We start from the raw sequence: 21,399 nt of genomic DNA, 5'->3' as shown, positions 1-21,399 counted from the left end.
TTTTACATCCTCCTCTCTGAGCTAGCGTTTTCTACCTGTTTTCTTTGAATCAGGCAGAAAACGCTAGCTCTTTTTATACGTCTTGCGCAGGCACTTATCAAAGGAAGTTAGTTTAAGCTGCTTGGCATTACCTGTTTAGAGATAGATTCTATCTGCTCCACAATGAACGAAAAAGCAGGCCGGTTCTGAACCTCAGGTTGCATACAAACCTGCTTTAACTGAAGAAGCCTTTGCGCCCGTTCCTGAGCCATAGCTTCGGGAGTGAGGTGATCCAGCAAATCTTCCAGCAGGCACCCGAAGGCCCGAACTTCCAGGCGTTCCAAAGCAGTGGCTAGGGTCGTATTGGCCTGGTCATATACTGTTGCGGCACCAAAGTCCCCGAAGAGCGGATGGCCGGTTTCATCTACTAAGGTATTGTGCGCATAAAGGTCGCCATGCGAAATGCCACGGGCATGCAGGTGAGCGGTTGCGGAGGCAACGCCTAAAGAAATGCTGATGGCTTCTTCCAGAGTGAAGACCGTGTCTTCAGCGTAGACATCGCGGGTGCAGGATTCAAAGCTGGGCGAGCCTCCTAGGTTGCGGTAGCCGGCGGGTATTAACTCAAACACCAAGCCTTGTTTCTGGGCCGGATGCTGGCCTAATTTTCCTAGTACCTGCACCAGGTTGGGGTGTGCCCCGGCCCGCATACAAGCCTGCATCTCGTCTTCGGGCAAGCCATCGCTGGTCACTTCGCCTTTGAAAACTTTCACCGCCACCTGATGGGTAGAATTTGCCCGGTTTTGCCAATGTGCCCGTGAAATGATGCCTGAGGCACCTTCGCCCAATTGCTCCTCCAGCACCAAATCTTGCCAGGAAATTTCTGGTAAGTCGGTGGCAGTAGAAGCCGGCGGGTTGCAGGGGTTTCCCGAGATAGCCAGCCAGGAGAGGCGCGGAAGCGAGAACAACCAATCTGGCAGGTGAGTAATTTGGTTCGCTGATATTCTGAAAAGCTCCAGGTTTTGGCAGGAAGCCAGTTCCGGAGGAAGGGCTTTCAACTTATTTCCGGCCAGCATCAACTTTTGCATGCGGGTACATTTGCCAATAGAAGCCGGTAATTCGGCAATCTGGTTATTGGTTAAGATAAGCCAGCGGGTAGTGTGCGGAATGGCATCCTCGGCAATGTGCCCAATCTGACAAGCTTTGAACCCAATCATCTCCAGGCGGGGAAGTTTGCCCAGCACCTCGGGAAACACCGTGAAGTCGTTGTCAGAGAAAAACGCAATGCGCAGGTTTTGTAACCGGGTAAAGGCATCGGGTAAGCTGGTCAGGTGGTTTCCGGATAGGTCCAGAATTTCCAGGGTTTCGGCCAGGTCAAATATCTCAGAGGGAACCTCAGTAAGGTTGCAGGAGAGTTTTACTCTGGTAGCGCCTGCCAGTTCACCGGCTTGTAATTGTTCTAAGGTATGCATGAAAACGGAAGATATACGGTCGTGAAGGTAGCCAAAGCAGGGTAATGTCTGCTGTTCTGAAAGTAAGATTTCCAGCCTTTTGCCTTTTTATTTGTAGGTACATATAAAAATGGTTCTCCGGAAACTTTTCAATGTGTTGGGTTGGTTTAACTATCAGAAGCATAAGTTTTAACACTCCTTTTAGGAAAATACCCCAAAAAAGGAATTCAGTCATTGAGATTACGATAATGCTTTTGATTTTTTATTGGTAGAAGCATAATAGAAAGCAGGGAAACCTGCTGATTTTTAATTGTTAAACTCTACTAAATTGATAGGAAAACTTGATTTGTAAAATTCGGTCCCTATCTTTGCGTCATCTTTAAACAGCCAGATAAAGACTACATGGTCTATTCATCTTACATAAAGCGAATGCGCTTCTGCTGTTGCAGCTCCTGCTGCTGTTGTTGCTAATCCTTAGCAATCAACAAATTTTTATTGCCTATACGACACCCCAATAGTCAATTTCTTTTTCTTACAACGTATTTTCTTGCCATGGCCTCTTCTTCACAAGAGCATGTGTCTCAACTTATACAAGAGACAGAAGGCTTAACCATAGACCAGACGTTTGCGCTGCTGGTGAACCGTTACCCTAATGAGGTGACGTTCTCTTCCAGCTTCAGCTTTGAAGACCAGGTGATCTCTCACCTGATTCTGGAAAACCAATTCCCCATCAGCATCTTCACGTTAGATACCGGCCGTCTTTTCCCTGAGACTTACTCCGTATGGAGCCGGACCAATGAGGCGTACAACACCCGTATCAAGCCTTATTATCCTAACAATGAGCAACTGGAGGAATTTGTGTCTTCTACCGGTCCCAACTCTTTTTATGAGTCTACCCAGAACCGCAAAGACTGCTGCCACATCAGAAAAGTGGAGCCGTTGAAGCGCGCTTTGAAAGGTAACGCCATCTGGATTACCGGTCTGCGGGCCGAGCATTCTCAGGGCCGCAGTGACTTGCCTAAGTTTGAGTGGGACGAGGGAAACCAGCTCATTAAATTCCACCCGCTGCTGTACTGGACCACTGAGGAAGTGATGGCTTTCATCAAGCAGCACAACATCCCTTACAACAAACTGCACGACAAAGGCTTCATCTCAATAGGCTGCGCCCCTTGTACCCGTGCCATCCAGCCGGGCGAAGATTTCCGGGCAGGACGTTGGTGGTGGGAAGACGCCAGCAAAAAAGAGTGTGGCTTACACGTATCTGAATCGCCGGCTCCGGTTGCTCCGGAACTGGCCAAGTAGAAAGAATAGACATAGTACCTATGAGTTCATATAAATTAGATTACCTGGATCAGCTGGAATCAGAAGCGATTCATATTTTCAGAGAAGTAGCAGGTCAGTTTGAGCGCCCGGCCCTTTTGTTTTCCGGCGGAAAAGACTCTATTGTGTTGGTGCACCTGGCGTTGAAAGCCTTCCGGCCTGGCAAGTTCCCTTTCCCATTGGTGCACATTGACACCGGCCACAACTTCCAAGAAGCATTAGACTTCAGAGACTACCTGGCCGACAAAATCGGTGAAAAGCTGATTGTGCGTAACGTGGAAGATACCATCAAAGCCAAAGGCCTTACTGAGCAGAAAGGCAAATTGCCTAGCCGTAACGGGTTGCAGACCTACACCTTACTAGATACGATTGAAGAGTTCGAGTTTGACGCTTGTATTGGTGGTGCCCGCCGGGACGAAGAGAAAGCCCGTGCCAAAGAGCGTATCTTCTCAGTGCGTGATGAGTTCGGTTCCTGGGATCCTAAGTTGCAGCGCCCTGAGTTGTGGAACACCTACAACGGCAAAATCAACAAAGGCGAAAACGTGCGCGTGTTCCCGATCAGTAACTGGACTGAGCTGGACATTTGGAACTACATCCGTCGTGAGAAAATTGAGCTGCCATCTATCTACTTTGCCCATGAGCGCGAGGTGTTAGAGTTTGATGGCCGCTTGGTTGCTACCAACGAATTTGTAACGCTGGATCACCATGACGTGGTGACCCGCAAAGTGGTTCGTTACCGCACTGTAGGTGACATGACCTGTACTGCTGCTGTTGAGTCCAGTGCTTCTACCTTAGATGACATCATCAACGAGATCATCGCAACCAACACCAGCGAGCGTGGCCAGACCCGTATTGACGACCGCGTTTCTGAAGCCGCTATGGAAGACCGCAAGAAAAACGGATACTTCTAAGCAATAAGTGAATGAGTGACGGAGTGAATGGGAGAATCATTCGGCTCCGCCTCAGGTAATTGAAATAACAATGAATATCGGCGTAGCCGATGAAGATATAGAAAGAGAACTTTGGTGAAAGAGCCCCTTGTTTTAAGCTTATTTTTTTAAAGCAGTACTAAAACAGAGGCAAAGCCCAAGACTCAGAACTCACATAAGAATGGATATTCTAAGATTTTTAACCGCCGGTAGCGTAGACGATGGCAAAAGTACTTTGATTGGGCGTTTGTTGTATGACAGCAAATCCATCATGGTAGACCAACTGGAAGCCATTGAGCGGAGCACCAAGAACCGCGAAGAAGGTCAGGTAGACTTAGCGTTACTAACCGACGGTTTACGCGCAGAGCGGGAGCAGGGCATCACAATTGATGTGGCCTATAAATACTTCTCTACGCCTAAGCGCAAGTTCATCATCGCAGATACGCCGGGCCACATCCAGTACACCCGCAACATGGTGACTGGTGCCTCTAACTCAGACCTGGCCATTATCCTGATTGATGCCCGTCATGGCGTAGTAGAGCAAACCCGCCGTCACTCCATCATTGTGTCTTTGCTGAATCTGCCGCACGTAGTGGTAGCCATCAACAAGATGGACTTGGTGAAGTACTCAGAAGAGGTCTACAACAACATCGTGATTGACTACTCACAGGTGGCTAAATCCCTGGGCCTGAAAAATGTGTCTTACATTCCCATCAGTGCGCTCAACGGCGACAACATTGTGGAGAAAGCCGAAACCATGCCGTGGTACGAGGGTGAGTCCCTTTTAGGCTTGCTGGAGACCGTAGAGGTGCACGAAGACATCAACCTCACCGAAGGCCGCTTCCCGGTACAGTACGTGATCCGTCCTCAGACCGAGGAATTGCCTGACTACCGTGGTTACGCCGGAAAAATCATCAGTGGCATTTACCGCAAGGGAGATAAAGTGGTGGTGCAGCCCTCGGGCGTAGAAAGCACCATTTCAGCTGTGGAAGTAGGCGGTAAAGAAGTAGAAGAAGCCTTCGCGCCGCAAAGTGCCGTACTTCACTTGAAAGACGACGTGGACATTAGCCGCGGCGATATTCTTGTGAAGCAGGATGCCCCGGTGCAGGTGGCCCAGGAGTTTGAAGTGGTGCTGTGCTGGATGAGCAACACGCCTTTGATACCGCGCAACCGGTACCTTCTGCAAATCAACAGCCGCACCGTACGCTGCGTGGTGAAAGAACTGGAGTACAAACTCAACGTGAATTCATTGGAAAAAGAACTTTCTCCGGTTTCGGCGGGTCTTAACGATGTAGTGAAGGCCACCATTAAAACAGCTTCACCAATCGCCTTTGATTCTTATAAGAAACTGAGAGCCAACGGCGGAGCTATTTTGATTGACGAAACTAGTAACGTAACAGTAGGGGCCTGCATGATTTCTACTGAAGCCACTGAAAAACCTTTCTGGCCTGAAATCTAAGAAACAGACCAGAAACAGAATACATACGACATCAAACCCCGAACCTCCTTCACCGGAGGTTTGGGAACAGACAAACAACCCATGCAAGCAGCGCCACAAAAAGGAAAAGTGATCATAGCAGGAGCCGGCCCCGGTGACCCTGACCTGATCACTGTGAAGACGGTAAAAGCGTTGCGTAAGGCGGAAGTTATTCTGGTAGACCGGTTGGTGAGCGAAGAAATCCTGCAAAGTTATGCGGCCCCTTCCGCGGAGATTGTGTACGTGGGCAAGCAATGCCGCAGCTACGGTACTACCCCGCAAGCCACCATCAATGAATTACTGGTAGAATATGCGCTTTTGGGCAAGCAGGTACTCCGGTTGAAAGGCGGCGATGTGTCTATCTTTTCCAACGTGCTGGATGAACTGCAAAGCTTGGTGGCGCATGAGATCGAATATGAAATTATACCGGGCATTACGGCCGCTTTAGGTGCCGCTGCTTACGCAGGCATTCCGCTGACGGCCCGGCAGCATTCCACCGCCGTACGTTTTCTCACTTTTTATACCTACAGCAAACTGACCGATGCCTATTGGCAGGAACTGGCCCAGACTGAAGACACCCTGGTGTTTTACATGTCCAGTGAACGGTTAGCAGAGGTAGTAGAGAAACTGACGCGCCACGGCATTTCAGAAGAGAAACAACTGGCGGTAGTGGAACAGGCAACCACGCCGTTGCAGCACGTGCAAACCAGCAGCCTGTATGATTATGAAAAGAACCTGGGCGGAAAGACGTTTGTGTCGCCTTCGCTCGTGATCATAGGCAGAGTTGTGAACCTGCACCAGGAGTTTAAGTGGTTCACCAACAACCCAAGTAGAGAACATTACTTCAAGCCGGTCGCTGAACAGGTGGGCTTGGTACTTCAATAATTTTTCAAAGCTATGTTAGCAGAAGCTAAATTAAAGGCCTTACAAGAACTTGTGAATCAATCATCAAAAGATGAATTGATTTGGATGAGCGGTTATTTGTCTGGGCTTATTTCATCACAGGGCGTAACGGCCTCAGCTCCCGCTGCAGGCGCAGTGGCCGAAACTCCAAAACCTTCGGTAGGTAAAATCACCATTGCCTATGGCACAGAGACGGGTAACTCTAAACGCGTAGCCACTGATTTTGCAAGCAAAGCGAAGAAATCTGGTATTAATGCCAAAGTGGTCAGCCTGGACCAGTACCGTCTGAACGATCTGGAGAAAGAAGAATACTTCTTAACCGTGATCAGCACCCAGGGAGAGGGAGATCCGCCTGCAGGTGCCCAGAAGTTCTACGACTACGTGCACCAAACCGACAAGAAGCTGCCTAAACTGAAGTACAGCGTGCTGGCGTTAGGCGATACTGCGTACCCGCTGTTCTGCAAAGCCGGTGAAGACGTAGATGCCCAGCTGCAACGCTTAGGCGGTAGCCCACTAGTGCCTATCCAGAAGTGCGATGTAGATTACGAAGATGAAGCCAATGCCTGGTTCCAGAGCGTGTTGCAGTCTTTGAACCAAACGTCCGCTCCAACTTCGGCTCCAGCCGCTGCTCCTGCTCCGATTAAAAAAGCAGGCAAGAAAATCTACAACGGTACTATCCTGACCAATATCGTCCTGAACGATATTGGGTCAAACAAACTTACGCACCACATTGAAATAGAAGCTGAAGATTTAGCGTACGAGCCCGGTGACGCTTTGGGCGTAGTTCCTAAAAACCGGCCGTTTACCATTGAAGCTATTTTAAAAATCACTGGCATCTCATCAGATGAGAAAGTAACGCACCGCAACAGCGAATCAACTGTTCGCGAGTTGCTGCACGATAAACTGAGCATCACGTTCCTGCCTGAGCGCGTCGTGAAAAAATACGCTGAGGTAGTAGAGCAGGATATTCCGGCTACCCGCATTGATTTGCTGGATCTTTTGAGAATCTACCCGGTAAAAGACGCTGAGCAGTTCAAAGAGGTGCTGCAAATTTTGGAGCCCATCGCGCCAAGACTGTATTCTATTTCTTCTTCCTTAGAAGCGCACTCCGGTGAAATCCACGTGACGGTAGCTCGTGATGAGTTCAGAATCAACGAAGAACTACTGTGCGGTCACTGCTCAGATTACCTGTCGGAGCAGAAAGAAGGCCAGCCGTTGGAATTCTATATCCACAAAAACAACCAGTTCAAGTTACCGGCTGCTGACAAAGACGTGATCATGATTGGGCCGGGCACAGGCGTGGCACCTTTCCGTTCTTTCCTGGCGGAGCGTGATGCCGTTGGCGCCGATGGATGCAACTGGCTTTTCTTCGGAGACCAGCACTTCGCCACCGACTTCCTGTACCAGACGGAGATCCAGAACTGGTATGAGACCGGTACCCTGACCAAATTCAACGCTGCTTTCTCCCGCGATCAGAAAGAGAAAGTGTATGTGCAGCACAAAATGCTGGAAAACGCAACTGAGTTCTACGAGTGGTTAACTTCTGGTGCATACGTGTACGTGTGCGGCGCCAAAGAACCCATGAGCGTAGACGTAGAAAATACCCTATTGCAGATCATTGGCTTAGGTGCCGGCTCTTCCCCTGAAGAAGCTGCGGTATACCTGGAGCAAATGAAAGAAGAAGGCCGTTACCTGAAAGACGTGTATTAAGCAGCAATCATGCTGACGCTGGTGCGAGCCAAAGGCTCGCGCCAGCGAAAGTCACTAAAAACATATCTGTTCTGGACCTGTTTTCTAGAAAATATGCTAGGAACAGAAATCAAAAAATCAGTGACAGGAGCATTCCTGTCACACATAGACCAGTTACCATGTCAACTGAGAAGAAGAACTTATCTCCTATAGAGAAAATAAAAGAGATCAGCCAAGGCTTGCGCGGAACGCTGAAGGAAAGCTTGAAAGACGAAATCACGGGAGCCATTCGTGAGGATGATACGGCGCTGGTGAAATTCCATGGCATGTACATGCAGGATGACCGTGACCGCCGGGAAGAACGTGCCGCCAAGAAACTGGAGCGCCTGTACACCTTCATGATTCGTCTGCGCTTGCCAGGTGGTTTCTTAACGTCTGCCCAGTACATTGCCACGCATGACATTGCAGGCGAGAATTCTACGGGGGTTATCAAGATCACCACACGCCAGACCTTGCAGTTGCACGGCATTGTGAAGTCTAAAACCAAACCTACCATCAAGGCATTCCACTTAGCTGGCTTAGATTCCATTGCTGCATGCGGCGATGTGAACCGGAACGTAGTGTCTTCCGCAAACCCGTTGGAATCACCGTTGCACGAAAGAATCTACCAGTACGCCGATAGAATCAGTGAGTACCTGCTTCCGAAGACCCGGTCTTACTATGACGTATGGTTGGACGAGGAGAAGATTTATAACAAGGTAGAGGAAGAGGACCCGTTGTACCAGGACCGTTACTTGCCACGCAAGTTCAAGATTGGTCTGGTAATTCCGCCTAACAATGACTCAGATGTGTTCGCCCAGGACTTAGGGTTGATTGCCATTATTGAGAACGACCAGCTGAAAGGCTTTAACCTGGCCGTTGGGGGTGGCTTATCCTTCACCCACGGAAACCAAGAAACTTATCCAAGGTTGGCGTCTGAAATTGGCTTTGTGAGCACCGAGGAATCTGACGAGAAGCTGTTCAAGGCAGTCTATGAAGTATTGACCGTACAACGTGACTTCGGGAACCGCGCTGACCGCAAGTTGGCTCGTCTGAAGTACACGGTAGACAACATGGGGCTGGATGCGTTCCGCCAGGAAGTAGAGAAACGCGCCGGTTTCCCTCTTGAAGCGGCTCAGCCTTATGAATTGAAAACCCGGGTAGACCACTATGGTTGGGCACAGAGCTTCAATGGCCTGCTGCATTACACCGTGTTTGTGGAAAACGGACGCATCACTGATCTGGACAATGTGGCCCTGAAAACGGCTATGCTGGAAGTGGCGCAAAGCGGAAAAGCCAACTTCCGGTTTACCTGTAACCAGAACGTGATCCTGAGCGACATTACGCCGGAAAACAAAGCTGAAATTGAGCAGATTCTGGTAAAACACAACGTAATCGCGCATACTGAGGCTGCTTCGCTGCTTCGTAAAAATGCGATTGCCTGCGTGGCGCTTCCTACCTGTCCACTGGCTTTAGCCGAGGCCCAGCGCTACATGCCTACCCTCATCACCAAAATAGACAGCGTACTGGAAAGCCACGGATTGTTGGACGAGGAGATCATCATAAGAATGACTGGTTGTCCGAACGGTTGCGGTAGATCTGTGCTGTCAGAGATTGGGTTTGTAGGGACGGCTCCGGGTAGGTATAACCTGAACCTGGGCGGTGATGAGCAGGGATTCCGTCTGAACAAACTCTACAAAGAAAACCTGAATGAAGCCGAAATCCTGCAGGAACTGGATACCGTGTTTGCGGCTTTCAAGCAGAACAGAACTGCTGGTGAGCGCTTCGGTGATTTCGCTTATCGCACTTTTGTAAACTAAGCTTAAGATAGTAAAGAACGCGTTTAGGGTCTGTTTGGTGAAAGCAGGTCCTTAACGCATCTTTCCTGGGATTGCAAGAACGTAGGTATTAACCTCTGTTGAGAAGCAGCCATTCCTTTAATGTTCCTTACTACCACCACTTGATGGATAATTAGAGTTTTAGCTAATTATCTGTTTTTGAATATTTTGCTTAATTTTAGTACTCTTTCAGGTTAGCACTCCCCATGCTTTTGGGTGCTGTATTCGGTAAATCCGAAATGTGCACTTTGTCCTAAGCCCTTGCTCTTAGGTTTCACGCCTGACAATCCTCAAAAATTATTGAAAGAAACGTATATGACCACCACCGTTATCAAAGAGCAAAATGAGTTGTTCCCGGTTTTCTTGAAACTGGAGCATCTGGCGGTCTTGGTGGTAGGAGGAGGCAATGTGGGGTTGGAAAAGCTGACGGCTTTATTGCAGAATTCGCCTCGCACCACCATTAGAGTAGTAGCCATTCAATTCAACGAGGGCGTTTTACAGCTAGCCCAGGATCATCACAATATTTCGTTAGTACCTAAGGCCTTCAGTCCGGAAGATGTAACTGGAGCCGACATAGTGATTGTAGCGGTAAATGACCGCGAAGCCAGCCATGCCATCAGTCTGGAAGCAAAGCGCCAGGGGAAACTGGTGAACGTAGCCGACACGCCAGATCTCTGTGATTTCTACCTTAGCTCAGTAGTGCGGAAGGGGAACCTGAAGATCGCGATCTCTACCAACGGCAAATCGCCCACCATGGCCAAGCGCCTGAAAGAAACCTTCAACGAAACGCTTCCTGAAGAAATTGACCAGGTGCTGGACAACCTCCAGCAAATCAGAAACCGTCTCAAAGGCGATTTTGCAGCCAAAGTGACGCAGCTGAATGACATTACCAAAGTAATGGCGACCACCCCGGCTAAGACTAAGAAGACCGCCAAAAATTCTTGGGGGAGACAACTGGCCTTTGGAGCATTGATCGCGCTGGTGTTCACTGTGCTGGGAATGCTGCTGTCTTCGTACGTTCCGGTTCAGCTTGCCCTTGAGCAAGCCCAGGACTTTGCCCTGTCTATTGAACCTTTGTTTTACTGGATGATTTTGGCAGGGTTTGCGGCCCAGTTAGTAGACGGCGCCTTGGGTATGGGCTACGGGGTGACTTGTACTACCATTTTGATGTCATTAGGCGTGAACCTGCCAGCCATTAGCGGCAGCATCCATACCGCTGAAGTGTTTTCCAGCGGGGCTTCTGGTTACAGTCACTATAAATACGGCAACGTGAACAAGAAGCTGTTTAAAGTTCTGCTCATTCCAGGGGTGATTGGGGCATTTCTAGGCGCATATCTGTTGTCGGTGGTAGGAGAGGAGTATGGAAACTATGTGCGTCCTATACTGGCTTCCTATACCCTTATTTTAGGTGGGCGGATTATCTATGCTGCCTTCCGGAAGAACAAAGAACGCAAAAAGATTAAAAAAGCGGGCTGGCTGGCCGGGGCCGGAGGCTTCCTTGACTCCTTTGGCGGCGGTGGTTGGGGACCTTTGGTGACCAGTACGCTTATTTCCAAAGGACGTACCCCACGGTTTGTCATTGGTTCGGTTAGCATAACTGAGTTTTTCGTGGCTTTGGCTAGCTCCCTGACCTTCTTTGTCATGTTAGGCTTAAGTCACCTGCACATTATTCTGGGGTTAGTCTTAGGCGGGATGATTGCCGCTCCCATTGCCGTGCGTTTAGCCGGGAAACTACCGGTGAAGACCATGTTCATTGCCGTTGGCTCCTTGGTGATCATCTGGAGCCTCCGGATATTATTGAAGGCCATAGGCGTATTCTAAAAGATCTAAAACGAAGAAGCCGTTTAGAAGCTGATTTAAGAAAATCGGCTTCTAAACGGCTTCTTCGTTTGTATAGATTTCTGTTCAGATTAGTTTAAACCGAAAGAAAGGAACCAGAAACTGGATTTGTCTTCTGCACTTTAGAAAGCCAGGCGGTGTAGTGCTGCGAAATCTTCTGCCCTTCAATGATGAACCCATCATGGCCGTAGTCTGAATCTATTTCCACGTAGGTGGCTTCTGGCAGGTGTTGGGCCAGGAATTGCTGCTCCTGTACCGGGCACAGAATGTCACTGCTGATGCCAATGATCAACGTTTTTTGGCGTATTTTCGCTAAAACAGGCTCTAATCGTCCGCCTCGACCTCGGCCCAGATGATGGCTGTCTAAGGCTTTGGTTAAAATCCAGTAGCTGTAGGCGTTAAAACGTTTCACCAGTTTATCTCCTTGGTAATTGAGGTAAGAAGACACGCGGTAATTGTCCAGTTTCTCAGGATCGGGATCAGTTTGGCTTTGGGCTAGTATCTGGTAGTTGCGGTAGGTGAGCGTGCCTAGGGCGCGAGCCGCTTTCAAGCCTTTGTCACCGGCGGTTGGGCTGGGTTCGCCCCAGGTACCGTCGGCTTCCAGCATAAGGCGCTGCGTGGTGTGAATGCCAATGCCCCAGGTGCTTTCAGCGGCGGCGGTAGCCAACAGGAAAAGGTTCTCCACTACCTCCGGCTCGGCAACGGCCCACTCTAACACTTGAAAGCCACCACAACTGCCCCCGGCCAGAACCTGTATTTTCTCCAGGCCTAAGTGCTCGCGCAGCAGAATATGGGCTTTCACCGTGTCCCTGATGGTAACCTGTGGGAAAGAAGTATAATAGGGTTCCTGTGTTTCAGGATTGATGCTCAGGGGTCCGGTGCTGCCGTAGCAAGAGCCCAGAATGTTAGCACATACTATAAAGTGTCTTTCTGGATCAATGATCTTACTTTCTCCCACTATACCGCCCCACCAATCCAACACATCAGAATTAGCGGTAAGAGCATGGCAAATCCAGACCACATTGCTTTTATTTGCGTTCAGCTTACCAAAGGTGTGGTAAGCCACTGTGATTTCCGGAAGCGTTTGCCCACCTTCTAATTCAAAAGGTTGGTTATGTTGAAAATAATTCATGTAGTACCTTTATAACTTACAAAGTAAAGGCTTACAGACGTAAAACCGTAAAAAAAAATGATAAGAATTGAGATGAACCGGGTGGGCGGCGACTATGGCTTCGAGGCGAAGGACGCAAACGGTCACGTAATCACTACCGATACAAGCCCTGAATCAGGCGGAATGAATTTTGGCGTACGCCCCATGCAAATGATGCTAATGGCCTTAGGAGGCTGTAGCGGCATAGATGTGGCCATGATCATGAAGAAAAAGCGTCAGGAAGTAAAGGGCTTTAAGATGGACATATCCGGCGAGCGGGAAACCGGCACGGAGCCATCACTGTGGAGTAAAGTGCACGTGGTGTTTGAGTTGCAGGGCGACCTTGACCTAGACAAAGCCCAGCGCGCCTGTGATCTCTCTATGGGCAAATACTGCTCCGTAGCAGAAACCTTGCGCAGAGCCGGCGCCCAGATCACCTGGGAAGTTAAGATCACGCCAGCTTCTGCTCAATAAAACCAGAAATTTTCAGAAGTAGATTTCGGCTTAGTTTCATGAAAACGGGCTAAAATCAATTTACTTCCTCATACTTAAAGGGTTGTTCCTGCTAAAGGCGCATGACCCACCTTGCCATCATGGAATACCATCCGCTTACCAAAGCCATAAGAATACAGACTGAGCGCACCAATGAAATGGAGCACTCTACGCCCATGTTCCTGACCAGCAGTTTTCAATTTGAGAACGCCGAGGACATGCGCGCGGCCTTCGCCGATGAAACCGATGACAATATTTACAGCCGGTTCAGTAACCCCACGGTGCAGGAGTTTACAGACAAGATGTGCGCCCTGGAAGGGACCGAGGCGGGGTACGCCACCTCTTCGGGCATGAGTGCCGTGTTTGCCTCATTCATGGCCCTTCTAAAGTCAGGAGACCATTTGTTGGCCTGTAATTCAATCTTCGGGAGCACACACACCATCATCACCAAGTACCTGCCTAAGTACGGCATTGAGTACAGCTACGTGCCCGCTGACAAGCCCGAGGAGTGGGAAGCAGCCATCAGGCCGAACACCAAAATGCTGTACATTGAAACGCCTACCAACCCCGGCCTGGACATCATTGACATGGAAGCGGCAGGTAAACTTACCAAAAAGCACAACATCATTTTCAACGTTGACAACTGCTTTGCCACGCCCGTGAACCAGCGCCCCATTGAGTTTGGGGCTGACCTGATCGTGCATTCGGCCACCAAGTGGATTGACGGACAGGGACGTGTTTTAGGCGGCGTAGTGGTAGGCAAAAAAGAACTGATCAAAGACATTTACCTGTTTTGCCGTAGTTCGGGCCCAGCCTTGTCGCCGTTCAATGCCTGGGTGTTGAGCAAGAGCTTAGAGACGCTGGATGTACGCATGGAACGCCACGCGGGCAATGCCCTTTCCATTGCTACCAAACTGCAGAGTCATCCTAAACTGAACTGGGTGAAGTATCCGTTCCTTCCTACGCACCCCAGCTTTGAGATAGCCAAGAAGCAGATGAAAAATGGCGGCGGTCTTTTCTGTTTTGAATTGAAAGGCGGTCTGGAAAGCGGACGCACCTTTCTCAATAGCCTGCAACTGATGTCGCTTACGGCTAACTTGGGAGATACCAGAAGTATTGCTTCGCATCCCGCCAGCACCACCCACGCCAAACTCACCGAAGACGAGCGCCAAGCGGTAGGCATTACCCCGGGGCTCATCAGAATATCAGTAGGCTTGGAATATGCCGATGATATCTTGAACGACATTCTACAAGCGCTGGAGAAGTGCTAGGAGAGGAGTAGGAGTAATTCTGTAGAAAAAGAGAAAGGGTTTCGGGCCGGTTTTAAGTAAAACTAGCCCGAAACCCTTTCTCTTTTTATCGATGTGGAAGCTTTCAGCTCCTGCAGACAGAATTTTTCCTCAGCTTAGAAACTATTCTGAATGCTGTTGTACAAGCCTTTGGTGCTCCAGTAGCCGCTGGCGATGATACGCCGGATGGTAAACAACGGGTCTTGCGGATCGCGTTTGGTGGCTAGAATATAGGCCGCGTCAAATCCGCGTTTCTTCAGTTCAGGAATGGCTTCTGGTCTCCACAAACCAAATGGGTACGCGAAGTACTTAATGGGTTTGCCTGTGATGGCTTCCAGTTGCTTCGTAGGTTTCTCTATCTGGGTTACCCAGTCTTTGCCTTCGTATTTCTTCACGTTGTGGTGATCATAGGTGTGCGAACCAATCACGTGACCGGCATCAGACAGTTCCTTGATCTGTTCCTTGGTCATGTAATTGGGTCTGCCAATGGAAACCGTCATGATAAAGAAAACGCCTTTGAAGCCATACTTCTCCAACTCGGGTTTTGCCACGGTGTACTGGTCCAACTTGGTGTCATCAAACGTGAGCATGATGGGTTTAGAAGGAAGTGGCGTGCCTTTGGTAAGGTAATCCTGTAACTGGTCCGGTAGAATGGTGTGGTACCCACTGTCGGCCAGCATTTTCATCTGGGCCTTGAAGTCTGCCACTTTCACAATGTAGTCTTTGCCAACCTTTCCGTCGCTGGAGGTCCACTCCCGTATCTGGTGGTAACACAGAATAGGTACCTGCGGACGTGCCAGAATAGTTTCTGCCGTGGCGGGTAGTGTTGGTGTCTCAGATGTGGTTTCGGGTGCCGTAGCTTCTGAAGGAGCTGTGTTTGGCTCTTGGGGCTTGCCCGATGCCGTGACCACAGGCGTAGCGGAAGGAGTGGTTTGTTGTTCTTCGGTTTTCTCTGACGTAGAACACGAAAAAAGGCTGATGCTAAGAGCGGCGATCACCAGAGACCGACCACCGAAAAAGGTAAAGGGCATATTAAATTGAATCCTGTTTTAAATAAAAAGCCAGAGTTGTGCATAAGGTCTTGGCAGGCCATAAAGACAACTAGCCAATCCCTTCGTAATCTACTGAATCTTGTGGTAACCTTAATCCGCTTTGGGCCTGTTTTCTTGAAAAGAGAACAAAAATGCTTTGGAGCCTGGCTTACTAAGTTGTTCCTGGACTGCCTCTTTTCTATTGGGCCGGAATGTTTGAGGATATAGATTTCAAAGAGGAAAGGTAGTTTTCAGAAGGAGGGTTTGGCCACAAAAAAGGGCCTCACGTTAGGTGAGGCCCTTTTGGAGGACTGATGTATATTAAAACTTAAGCAAGTTTCACATTCACAGCGTTTAAACCTTTGCGGCCTTCTTTCAGCTCAAAAGTTACTTCATCATTTTCTCTGATTTCGTCCACAAGGTTAGACACGTGCACGAAATACTCCTCATTGGAGTCTGCGTCTTTAATGAAACCAAAACCTTTGGAATCATTGAAGAATTTTACTTTACCGTTTTTCATTAATGTGATAATATAATAATAAACAAATGTAGAAATTAAATTCTACACTCTCAGGTTTTTATACGAAGTATATTTACGGATTTTAGAATTCTGATGTTCCTTTAAAATAGAAATTCAGGCAAAATCATCTCTCAGTAAGAGTCAATAGGGGTTAATTATTCCCTTGAAACCTCTGGTGTAGAGGACTTTGTCTTATTAATTGGAAGTGTTTTAACAGCCTTGTCTTGTTTGAAAATTTATTGCGAAAAAGATCACAGTTTACAAGTTTAGCATTAAACTGATGAATAGGTATTTTCTGAAATGTAGTTAGAAACAGAAAAAGTTAGTATTATTCAGGCAGCTGTAAATGGAAACCCAGAACATGGGAAGCCGAAAACCTGGCAGGTGCGTAACCAGAAAAAGAAGCAATGAGCATAGATACACAGAAAAAAATTAGAGTAGGGTTGATTGGGTTTGGGATGGCCGGCCGAATCTTCCACGGACCTTTCATAAGCTTAGTGGAAGGCTTGGAGCTTGCCATGATCAGGGAATCAAGGGAAGAAAACATCCAGATTGCCCGAAGCCGCTACCCGCAGGCGCAGATCACCAGTCAGGTAGAGGACATCATCCAGAACCCAGACATCGATTTAGTGATGGTGGCAACACCCAACAGTTCGCATTATTCCTTAGCCAAGCAGGCATTGCTGGCGGGTAAACATGTAGTGGTGGAAAAGCCATTCACCCCAACGGTTGCTGAAGCAGACGAGCTGATTCAGCTAGCCAAAACGCAGAAGAGAATTATCACCGCTTACCAAAACCGCCGCTGGGACAGTGATTTCAAAACAGTACAGAAAGTACTCTCTAGCGGGGTGTTAGGTAATGTGGTGGAGTACAAAGCGCACTTTGACCGATTCAGGCCCGCTTTAAAAGGAAATACCTGGAAAGAAGAAGATGCTCCTGGCTCCGGAATAGTTTATGACCTGGGCTCACATCTGATTGACCAGGCGCTGGTGCTGTTTGGTTTGCCTCAGGCCATCTCTGCCGATGTCAGAATTCAGCGGCCCGCCAGCCCTGTGCTGGATAAATTTGAAGCAACGCTCTTCTATGAAAACCTGAAAGTAACATTGTCAGCTGGCTTGTTGGTGCGGGAGTTGAGCCCTCGTTATACCATACACGGAGACCAAGGATCTTTCCTGAAATACGGAATGGATGTGCAGGAAAAAGCCCTAAACGATGGAATGCTTCCGCACCTGACTTCAGACTGGGGAGTAGAACCGGAAAGCATTTGGGGACACCTGAACACAGAGCACCAAGGCCTGCATTTTATAGGAAAGGTAGAAAGTGAAACCGGGCACTATCGCAGTTTCTATGAAAATGTGTACCAAACCATCACAGGAGAAGCAGAGTTGGTGGTGAAGCCAGAACAAGCCCGTGAGGTCATTAGTGTAGTGGAACTCATCATGCAAAGCAGCCAGGAAAAGCGAACTATCTCCTACAGTTGATTTTCTTCACATCTTCAAGGTATAAAGCAAGGGCCTCTTAATATTGACAGGAGGCCCTTGCTTTGTTTCATGGGGTGATTTGGAAGAAAGCCTATTTGTTTTAAGCGTCTTTTGGTGAAAATAGACTGTAAGAGGGTTCTTGGCTGAAGTGAATGACAGATGAAGCCTAAGGAGCCTTTCAGAACAACCTAAATTGAAGGAAAACAAAAAGGCCTTACCGCAGAAGCAGTAAGGCCTTTTTTATATGATGAAAAAATTATAATCCTTAGTTGTTTCCCCAGCGCTTGCGCTCGTTCTCATCAAGGTAGATTTTCCGCATTCTGATGCTCTTAGGAGTGATCTCTAAAAGCTCATCTTTCTGGATGTATTCCATGCCTTCTTCTAAAGAGAATTGTTTCTTAGGAACAATCTTCACGTTGTTGTCAGAACCAGAAGCACGCATGTTGGTCAGCTGCTTTCCTTTCTGGATGTTCACCGTCAAGTCATTCTGACGAGAGTGCTCGCCTATTACCTGGCCCATGTACACTTCTTCACCTGGCTCCACAAAGAACACGCCTCTGTCCTGAAGTTTGTCAATAGAGTAAGCAGTACCAGGACCCGTCTCCATCGCGATCAATGAACCGTTGATACGGCCCGGGATAGCGCCTTTGAACGGCTCATAAGACTGGAAGCGGTGGTTCATGATAGCCTCGCCAGCAGTGGCCGTCAACACATTGTTCCGTAAGCCAATCAGACCACGTGCCGGAATGTTGAACTCTAGGTGCTGTAAGTCGCCCTTAGGCTCCATGATGGTCAGGTCACCTTTACGCTGCGTTACCAATTCAATTACCTTACCAGCAGATTCCTCAGGAACGTCCACTACCAGGTGCTCCATTGGCTCCATTTTCTGGCCGTCAATTTCTTTGAAGATAACCTGCGGCTGGCCTACCTGGAATTCATATCCCTCGCGACGCATGGTTTCAATCAATACAGACAAGTGAAGAATACCACGTCCGTATACTAAGAAAGTATCTTCTTTATCAGTCTCGTCCACACGCAAAGCCAGGTTTTTCTCCATCTCTTTGAACAGACGGTCACGTAAGTGGCGCGATGTTACAAACTTGCCCTCTTTCCCGAAGAAAGGGGAGTTGTTGATGGTGAACAACATGTTCATGGTTGGCTCATCAATAGAGATGCGCTCCAATGGCTCCGGGTTTTCGAAGTCAGCAAGGGTATCGCCAATTTCAAAGCCTTCAATACCCGTTACGGCGCAAATCTCGCCGGCAGACACTGAATCAACTTTCACACGACCCAAACCTTCAAATACCTGAAGTTCTTTGATTTTTACTTTCTTGATAGAACCGTCACGCTTGCAAAGGCTCATGTTGGCGCCCTCTGTCAAAGTACCGCGTTTCACACGCCCAATGGCGATACGGCCCACAAAAGAAGAGTAATCCAAGGAAGTAATCTGCATCTGCGGCGTTCCTTCTTCAGAAGGAGCCGGAGGAATTACCTCTACAATGGCGTCTAACAGCGGAATGATGTTATCAGTAGGTTGCTGATAGTCTGTGCTCATCCAGCCTTGTTTGCTGGAACCGTACAGAGTCACGAAATCTAACTGGTCTTCAGAAGCGTCCAGGTTGAACATCAGGTCGAACACCATTTCGTGCACCTCGTCCGGACGGCAGTTTTCTTTGTCTACTTTGTTTACTACCACAATTGGCTTCAAACCTAACTGGATAGCTTTGCCAAGCACGAAACGGGTCTGTGGCATTGGGCCTTCAAAGGCATCCACCAGCAGTAATACACCGTCGGCCATTTTCAGTACGCGCTCTACCTCACCTCCAAAGTCGGCGTGACCAGGCGTGTCAATGATGTTGATTTTTACATCCTTGTAACGAACCGATACGTTTTTGGAAACGATGGTAATGCCGCGTTCCCGCTCCAGGTCATTGTTATCCAGGATCAGGTCGTCGAACTGTTGGTGTGCGTCAAAAATCTTTGAGGCGTGGATGATTTTGTCTACCAGCGTGGTCTTACCGTGGTCCACGTGGGCAATAATCGCGATGTTGCGGATACTTTGCATTCAGAGGTTATTTTCAGCCCGCAAAGGTAGGGTTTTTCTTAGGCTTTTCTATATATTTTATGAAAAAGCCCTTTTGCCCAACCACTTACGGGTATTTGCTTGTTGGGGAGAACAGAACCATTGGTTAGTAAGTTCCTCTTTGTGCAGGATGAGTAGGTATAAGTACGAGTTTAACAACATCCAAGAGGTTTGTTTGTTTCGTAGTTATACAGATCAAACTTTTACATTTAACTCTGCCATGAAAACCAACTTAACTATATTTTGCCTTTGCCTGCTGCTGTTCAGTTGCGCAAAAAATGAAGCTGCCCGTAACACGGCTGCCTCCGGCGATGCCCCCCTTTCTGCCCGGCAAACCCGTGCCCTTGACAAAGGAGAAACTAACTTTACAGTAGTCAAAACTGATGAAGAGTGGAAAAAGATCCTGACCTCTGAGCAGTATTACGTGTTGCGCGAGAAGGGCACGGAACGGGCGTTTTCAGGGCCTTTAAATAAAAACAAGCAAAAAGGAATTTACTCCTGCGCAGGTTGCGGCAATCCTATGTTCAGCTCAGAGACCAAGTTTGAGTCAGGTACCGGCTGGCCCAGTTTCTACAAGCCCCTGAACGCGGCGGCAGTGCTGGAAGAACCGGACACAGATATGGGCATGTTACGGACCGAGGTGCTTTGCAGCAGATGTGGCGGCCATTTGGGCCACGTATTTGATGACGGACCCAAGCCCACTGGTTTGCGGTACTGCCTCAACTCTGTAGCCCTGAAATTCACAAAAGAGATTTAATCTGAAGTGCAGAAATAGAAGTCTTTTTCAAAGCTCTTTTTAGAAAATCAGCTTCAAAACATATTGTTTGAAAAAGACTGTACTCCCATAAAAGAGGTCGCCCCGCTTCTATCTTTCTACAAGATAGAAGCGGGGCGACCTGCTGTTTAAGGATACCTTACTTTACCCTGAAACCTACCATTAGCTCGTGTGAACCGGAGCTCTGGTGCCTCAAGGGAGAGACGGTGATATCATAGGAGTAGGAGACCTGATATCTTTGTTGGAACTGCGCTCCCACCAATCCTATCAGTGCATCCTGAGTCCGGAAGGAGAGGCCTGCCCACACCTGGTCATCATAAATCGTTCTCTTTCTTCTGGTGAAGTGGTAAATCCCTTTCACGTTGATGTCTGCCTGAATAGGGGCGGCAGTTACATACTTCAAGAGAAGAGAGGGGCTTAAGGTCAGGTTTCTTTTCACGTCAAAATTATACCCGCCAGAGACAAATAAGTGCCGGGCTAGTCTGCTGGCGTCATCACTGTTTTCAGCCTCAAAGAACTTGTTTCCGAACACCTGGAACAGGGAAACTCCCACAAAGAAATCTTCTGAGTGTAAATAGGTACCCAAGGTCATGTCTGGCATGAACGCGTTGATTGCCCCGCTTCGGGTAACCGGGTCTATGTGGTTGGAGTTGTCTGCCAGCTGCACCTTGTTGGGGTCAAACTTAAACTGCTGAAATCCGGCAAATACGCCGGAGGAGAAATATAACTCCCTGGTCAGCGGCACGTGGTACGCGTAGGAAGCCAGAGCAGCGGTTTGGCTGGTAGGACCCGTCCGGTCTGAATAGGCGTATCCTCCCACTCCGTGGAATCCCTGGGTTCTTCCCCTCCGGCCTCGCCGTCTCTTATCTTTGAACAGGGCTGTTTCGCCGCTCACGTAAAAAGTGGTGGGAGCTCCCTCAAATCCTACCCACTGGTTCCTGAAACCAGCCTTAAAATTGAGGTCCTTCTCAAATCCGGCTACTGCCGGATTCAAGAGGTAATAGTTTGTCATGTACTGACTGGACAGCACTTTCTGCTGGGCCACTGCTGCAGTGGTACCCAACAAAAAGAACAGAAGAAATAGATGCTTTTTCATAAGAAGCTATTGATAAGTCAA

The 21,399-nt window shown here is 48.5% G+C and carries 17 protein-coding genes; 11 read left to right on the top strand and 6 right to left on the bottom strand.

Annotated features, from left to right (window positions below; all coding sequences use genetic code 11):
- Positions 1–107: 107 nt before the first annotated feature.
- Positions 108–1,448 carry a leucine-rich repeat-containing protein kinase family protein gene (locus DC20_RS04650; RefSeq protein WP_062542764.1) on the bottom strand — a complete coding sequence of 447 codons (1,341 nt, stop codon included), beginning with the start codon at positions 1,446–1,448 and terminating at the stop codon, positions 108–110.
- Positions 1,449–1,979: 531 nt separating this feature from the next.
- On the opposite strand from DC20_RS04650, the gene DC20_RS04640 reads away from it, so the two are divergent.
- The 7 genes from DC20_RS04640 (at position 1,980) to DC20_RS23640 (ending at position 11,443) form a co-directional block, all read left to right on the top strand.
- Entirely contained in the window at positions 1,980–2,729 is a 750-nt protein-coding gene (locus tag DC20_RS04640) for a phosphoadenylyl-sulfate reductase (RefSeq protein ID WP_062542762.1), read from the top strand.
- A gap of 20 nt (positions 2,730–2,749) precedes the next feature.
- Complete coding sequence (gene cysD, locus DC20_RS04635; protein ID WP_062542761.1) at positions 2,750–3,658, top strand: sulfate adenylyltransferase subunit CysD; 909 nt, start codon at positions 2,750–2,752, stop codon at positions 3,656–3,658.
- A 199-nt stretch (positions 3,659–3,857) separates the two neighbouring features.
- Positions 3,858–5,135: a sulfate adenylyltransferase subunit 1 gene (locus DC20_RS04630; protein ID WP_062542760.1), complete on the top strand. Its 1,278-nt coding sequence runs from the start codon at positions 3,858–3,860 to the stop codon at positions 5,133–5,135.
- An 81-nt stretch (positions 5,136–5,216) separates the two neighbouring features.
- Positions 5,217–6,038, top strand: a complete 822-nt coding sequence (cobA, locus tag DC20_RS04625) for a uroporphyrinogen-III C-methyltransferase (RefSeq protein WP_062545796.1) — start codon at positions 5,217–5,219, stop codon at positions 6,036–6,038.
- Between the two features lie 51 nt (positions 6,039–6,089).
- The gene (locus DC20_RS04620) at positions 6,090–7,766 is read left to right on the top strand and encodes a diflavin oxidoreductase (protein WP_218918735.1); all 1,677 of its coding nucleotides are present in this window, start codon (positions 6,090–6,092) and stop codon (positions 7,764–7,766) included.
- A 158-nt stretch (positions 7,767–7,924) separates the two neighbouring features.
- The gene (locus DC20_RS04615; protein WP_062542758.1) at positions 7,925–9,604 is read left to right on the top strand and encodes an NADPH-dependent assimilatory sulfite reductase hemoprotein subunit; all 1,680 of its coding nucleotides are present in this window, start codon (positions 7,925–7,927) and stop codon (positions 9,602–9,604) included.
- A 333-nt stretch (positions 9,605–9,937) separates the two neighbouring features.
- Positions 9,938–11,443, top strand: coding sequence for a TSUP family transporter (locus DC20_RS23640; protein ID WP_062542757.1), 1,506 nt, complete (start codon positions 9,938–9,940; stop codon positions 11,441–11,443).
- Between the two features lie 94 nt (positions 11,444–11,537).
- Here DC20_RS23640 and metX read toward each other — a convergent pair whose 3' ends face one another.
- Positions 11,538–12,593: a homoserine O-acetyltransferase MetX gene (gene metX / locus DC20_RS04605; protein ID WP_062542756.1), complete on the bottom strand. Its 1,056-nt coding sequence runs from the start codon at positions 12,591–12,593 to the stop codon at positions 11,538–11,540.
- A gap of 57 nt (positions 12,594–12,650) precedes the next feature.
- On the opposite strand from metX, the gene DC20_RS04600 reads away from it, so the two are divergent.
- Complete coding sequence (locus tag DC20_RS04600; protein ID WP_062542755.1) at positions 12,651–13,085, top strand: OsmC family protein; 435 nt, start codon at positions 12,651–12,653, stop codon at positions 13,083–13,085.
- 101 nt (positions 13,086–13,186) lie between these two features.
- A complete protein-coding gene (locus DC20_RS04595; protein WP_245652300.1) occupies positions 13,187–14,374 on the top strand; it encodes a trans-sulfuration enzyme family protein in 1,188 nt (395 codons plus the stop codon).
- 134 nt (positions 14,375–14,508) lie between these two features.
- Here DC20_RS04595 and DC20_RS04590 read toward each other — a convergent pair whose 3' ends face one another.
- Both DC20_RS04590 and DC20_RS04585 read right to left on the bottom strand, forming a co-directional pair.
- Positions 14,509–15,423, bottom strand: coding sequence for a polysaccharide deacetylase family protein (locus DC20_RS04590; protein ID WP_062542754.1), 915 nt, complete (start codon positions 15,421–15,423; stop codon positions 14,509–14,511).
- A 328-nt stretch (positions 15,424–15,751) separates the two neighbouring features.
- Positions 15,752–15,943 (bottom strand): cold-shock protein, encoded by a 192-nt coding sequence (locus DC20_RS04585; RefSeq protein WP_062542753.1) that lies wholly within the window; start codon positions 15,941–15,943, stop codon positions 15,752–15,754.
- A gap of 407 nt (positions 15,944–16,350) precedes the next feature.
- Here DC20_RS04585 and DC20_RS04580 point away from each other — a divergent pair, with 407 nt between their 5' ends.
- A complete protein-coding gene (locus tag DC20_RS04580; RefSeq protein WP_062542752.1) occupies positions 16,351–17,424 on the top strand; it encodes an oxidoreductase in 1,074 nt (357 codons plus the stop codon).
- Between the two features lie 265 nt (positions 17,425–17,689).
- Here the strand turns inward: DC20_RS04580 and typA are convergent, their stop codons facing one another.
- On the bottom strand, positions 17,690–19,489 hold the full coding sequence (typA, locus tag DC20_RS04575; protein WP_062542751.1) for a translational GTPase TypA: 1,800 nt from the start codon (positions 19,487–19,489) through the stop codon (positions 17,690–17,692).
- Positions 19,490–19,727: 238 nt separating this feature from the next.
- Here typA and msrB point away from each other — a divergent pair, with 238 nt between their 5' ends.
- Positions 19,728–20,264, top strand: coding sequence for a peptide-methionine (R)-S-oxide reductase MsrB (msrB, locus tag DC20_RS04570; protein WP_062542750.1), 537 nt, complete (start codon positions 19,728–19,730; stop codon positions 20,262–20,264).
- A gap of 157 nt (positions 20,265–20,421) precedes the next feature.
- Here msrB and DC20_RS04565 read toward each other — a convergent pair whose 3' ends face one another.
- On the bottom strand, positions 20,422–21,378 hold the full coding sequence (locus DC20_RS04565) for a PorP/SprF family type IX secretion system membrane protein (protein WP_062542749.1): 957 nt from the start codon (positions 21,376–21,378) through the stop codon (positions 20,422–20,424).
- Between the last annotated feature and the right edge of the window lie 21 nt (positions 21,379–21,399).

Origin of the sequence: Rufibacter tibetensis (assembly GCF_001310085.1) — a bacterium.
Lineage (GTDB): Bacteria > Bacteroidota > Bacteroidia > Cytophagales > Hymenobacteraceae > Nibribacter > Nibribacter tibetensis.
This window is presented reverse-complemented; position numbering and strand designations above follow the sequence as displayed.

Excerpts from the sequence above, each read along its gene's own strand:
- metX (WP_062542756.1), bottom strand. The coding sequence starts at position 12,593 with ATGAATTATTTTCAACATAACCAACCTTTTGAATTAGAAGGTGGGCAA.
- DC20_RS04590 (WP_062542754.1), bottom strand. The coding sequence starts at position 15,423 with ATGCCCTTTACCTTTTTCGGTGGTCGGTCTCTGGTGATCGCCGCTCTT.
- typA (WP_062542751.1), bottom strand. The coding sequence starts at position 19,489 with ATGCAAAGTATCCGCAACATCGCGATTATTGCCCACGTGGACCACGGT.
- DC20_RS04595 (WP_245652300.1), top strand. The coding sequence starts at position 13,187 with ATGACCCACCTTGCCATCATGGAATACCATCCGCTTACCAAAGCCATA.
- msrB (WP_062542750.1), top strand. The coding sequence starts at position 19,728 with ATGAAAACCAACTTAACTATATTTTGCCTTTGCCTGCTGCTGTTCAGT.
- cobA (WP_062545796.1), top strand. The coding sequence starts at position 5,217 with ATGCAAGCAGCGCCACAAAAAGGAAAAGTGATCATAGCAGGAGCCGGC.
- cysD (WP_062542761.1), top strand. The coding sequence starts at position 2,750 with ATGAGTTCATATAAATTAGATTACCTGGATCAGCTGGAATCAGAAGCG.
- DC20_RS04580 (WP_062542752.1), top strand. The coding sequence starts at position 16,351 with ATGAGCATAGATACACAGAAAAAAATTAGAGTAGGGTTGATTGGGTTT.
- DC20_RS04585 (WP_062542753.1), bottom strand. The coding sequence starts at position 15,943 with ATGAAAAACGGTAAAGTAAAATTCTTCAATGATTCCAAAGGTTTTGGT.
- DC20_RS04630 (WP_062542760.1), top strand. The coding sequence starts at position 3,858 with ATGGATATTCTAAGATTTTTAACCGCCGGTAGCGTAGACGATGGCAAA.
- DC20_RS04565 (WP_062542749.1), bottom strand. The coding sequence starts at position 21,378 with ATGAAAAAGCATCTATTTCTTCTGTTCTTTTTGTTGGGTACCACTGCA.
- DC20_RS04615 (WP_062542758.1), top strand. The coding sequence starts at position 7,925 with ATGTCAACTGAGAAGAAGAACTTATCTCCTATAGAGAAAATAAAAGAG.
- DC20_RS04640 (WP_062542762.1), top strand. The coding sequence starts at position 1,980 with ATGGCCTCTTCTTCACAAGAGCATGTGTCTCAACTTATACAAGAGACA.
- DC20_RS23640 (WP_062542757.1), top strand. The coding sequence starts at position 9,938 with ATGACCACCACCGTTATCAAAGAGCAAAATGAGTTGTTCCCGGTTTTC.
- DC20_RS04600 (WP_062542755.1), top strand. The coding sequence starts at position 12,651 with ATGATAAGAATTGAGATGAACCGGGTGGGCGGCGACTATGGCTTCGAG.
- DC20_RS04650 (WP_062542764.1), bottom strand. The coding sequence starts at position 1,448 with ATGCATACCTTAGAACAATTACAAGCCGGTGAACTGGCAGGCGCTACC.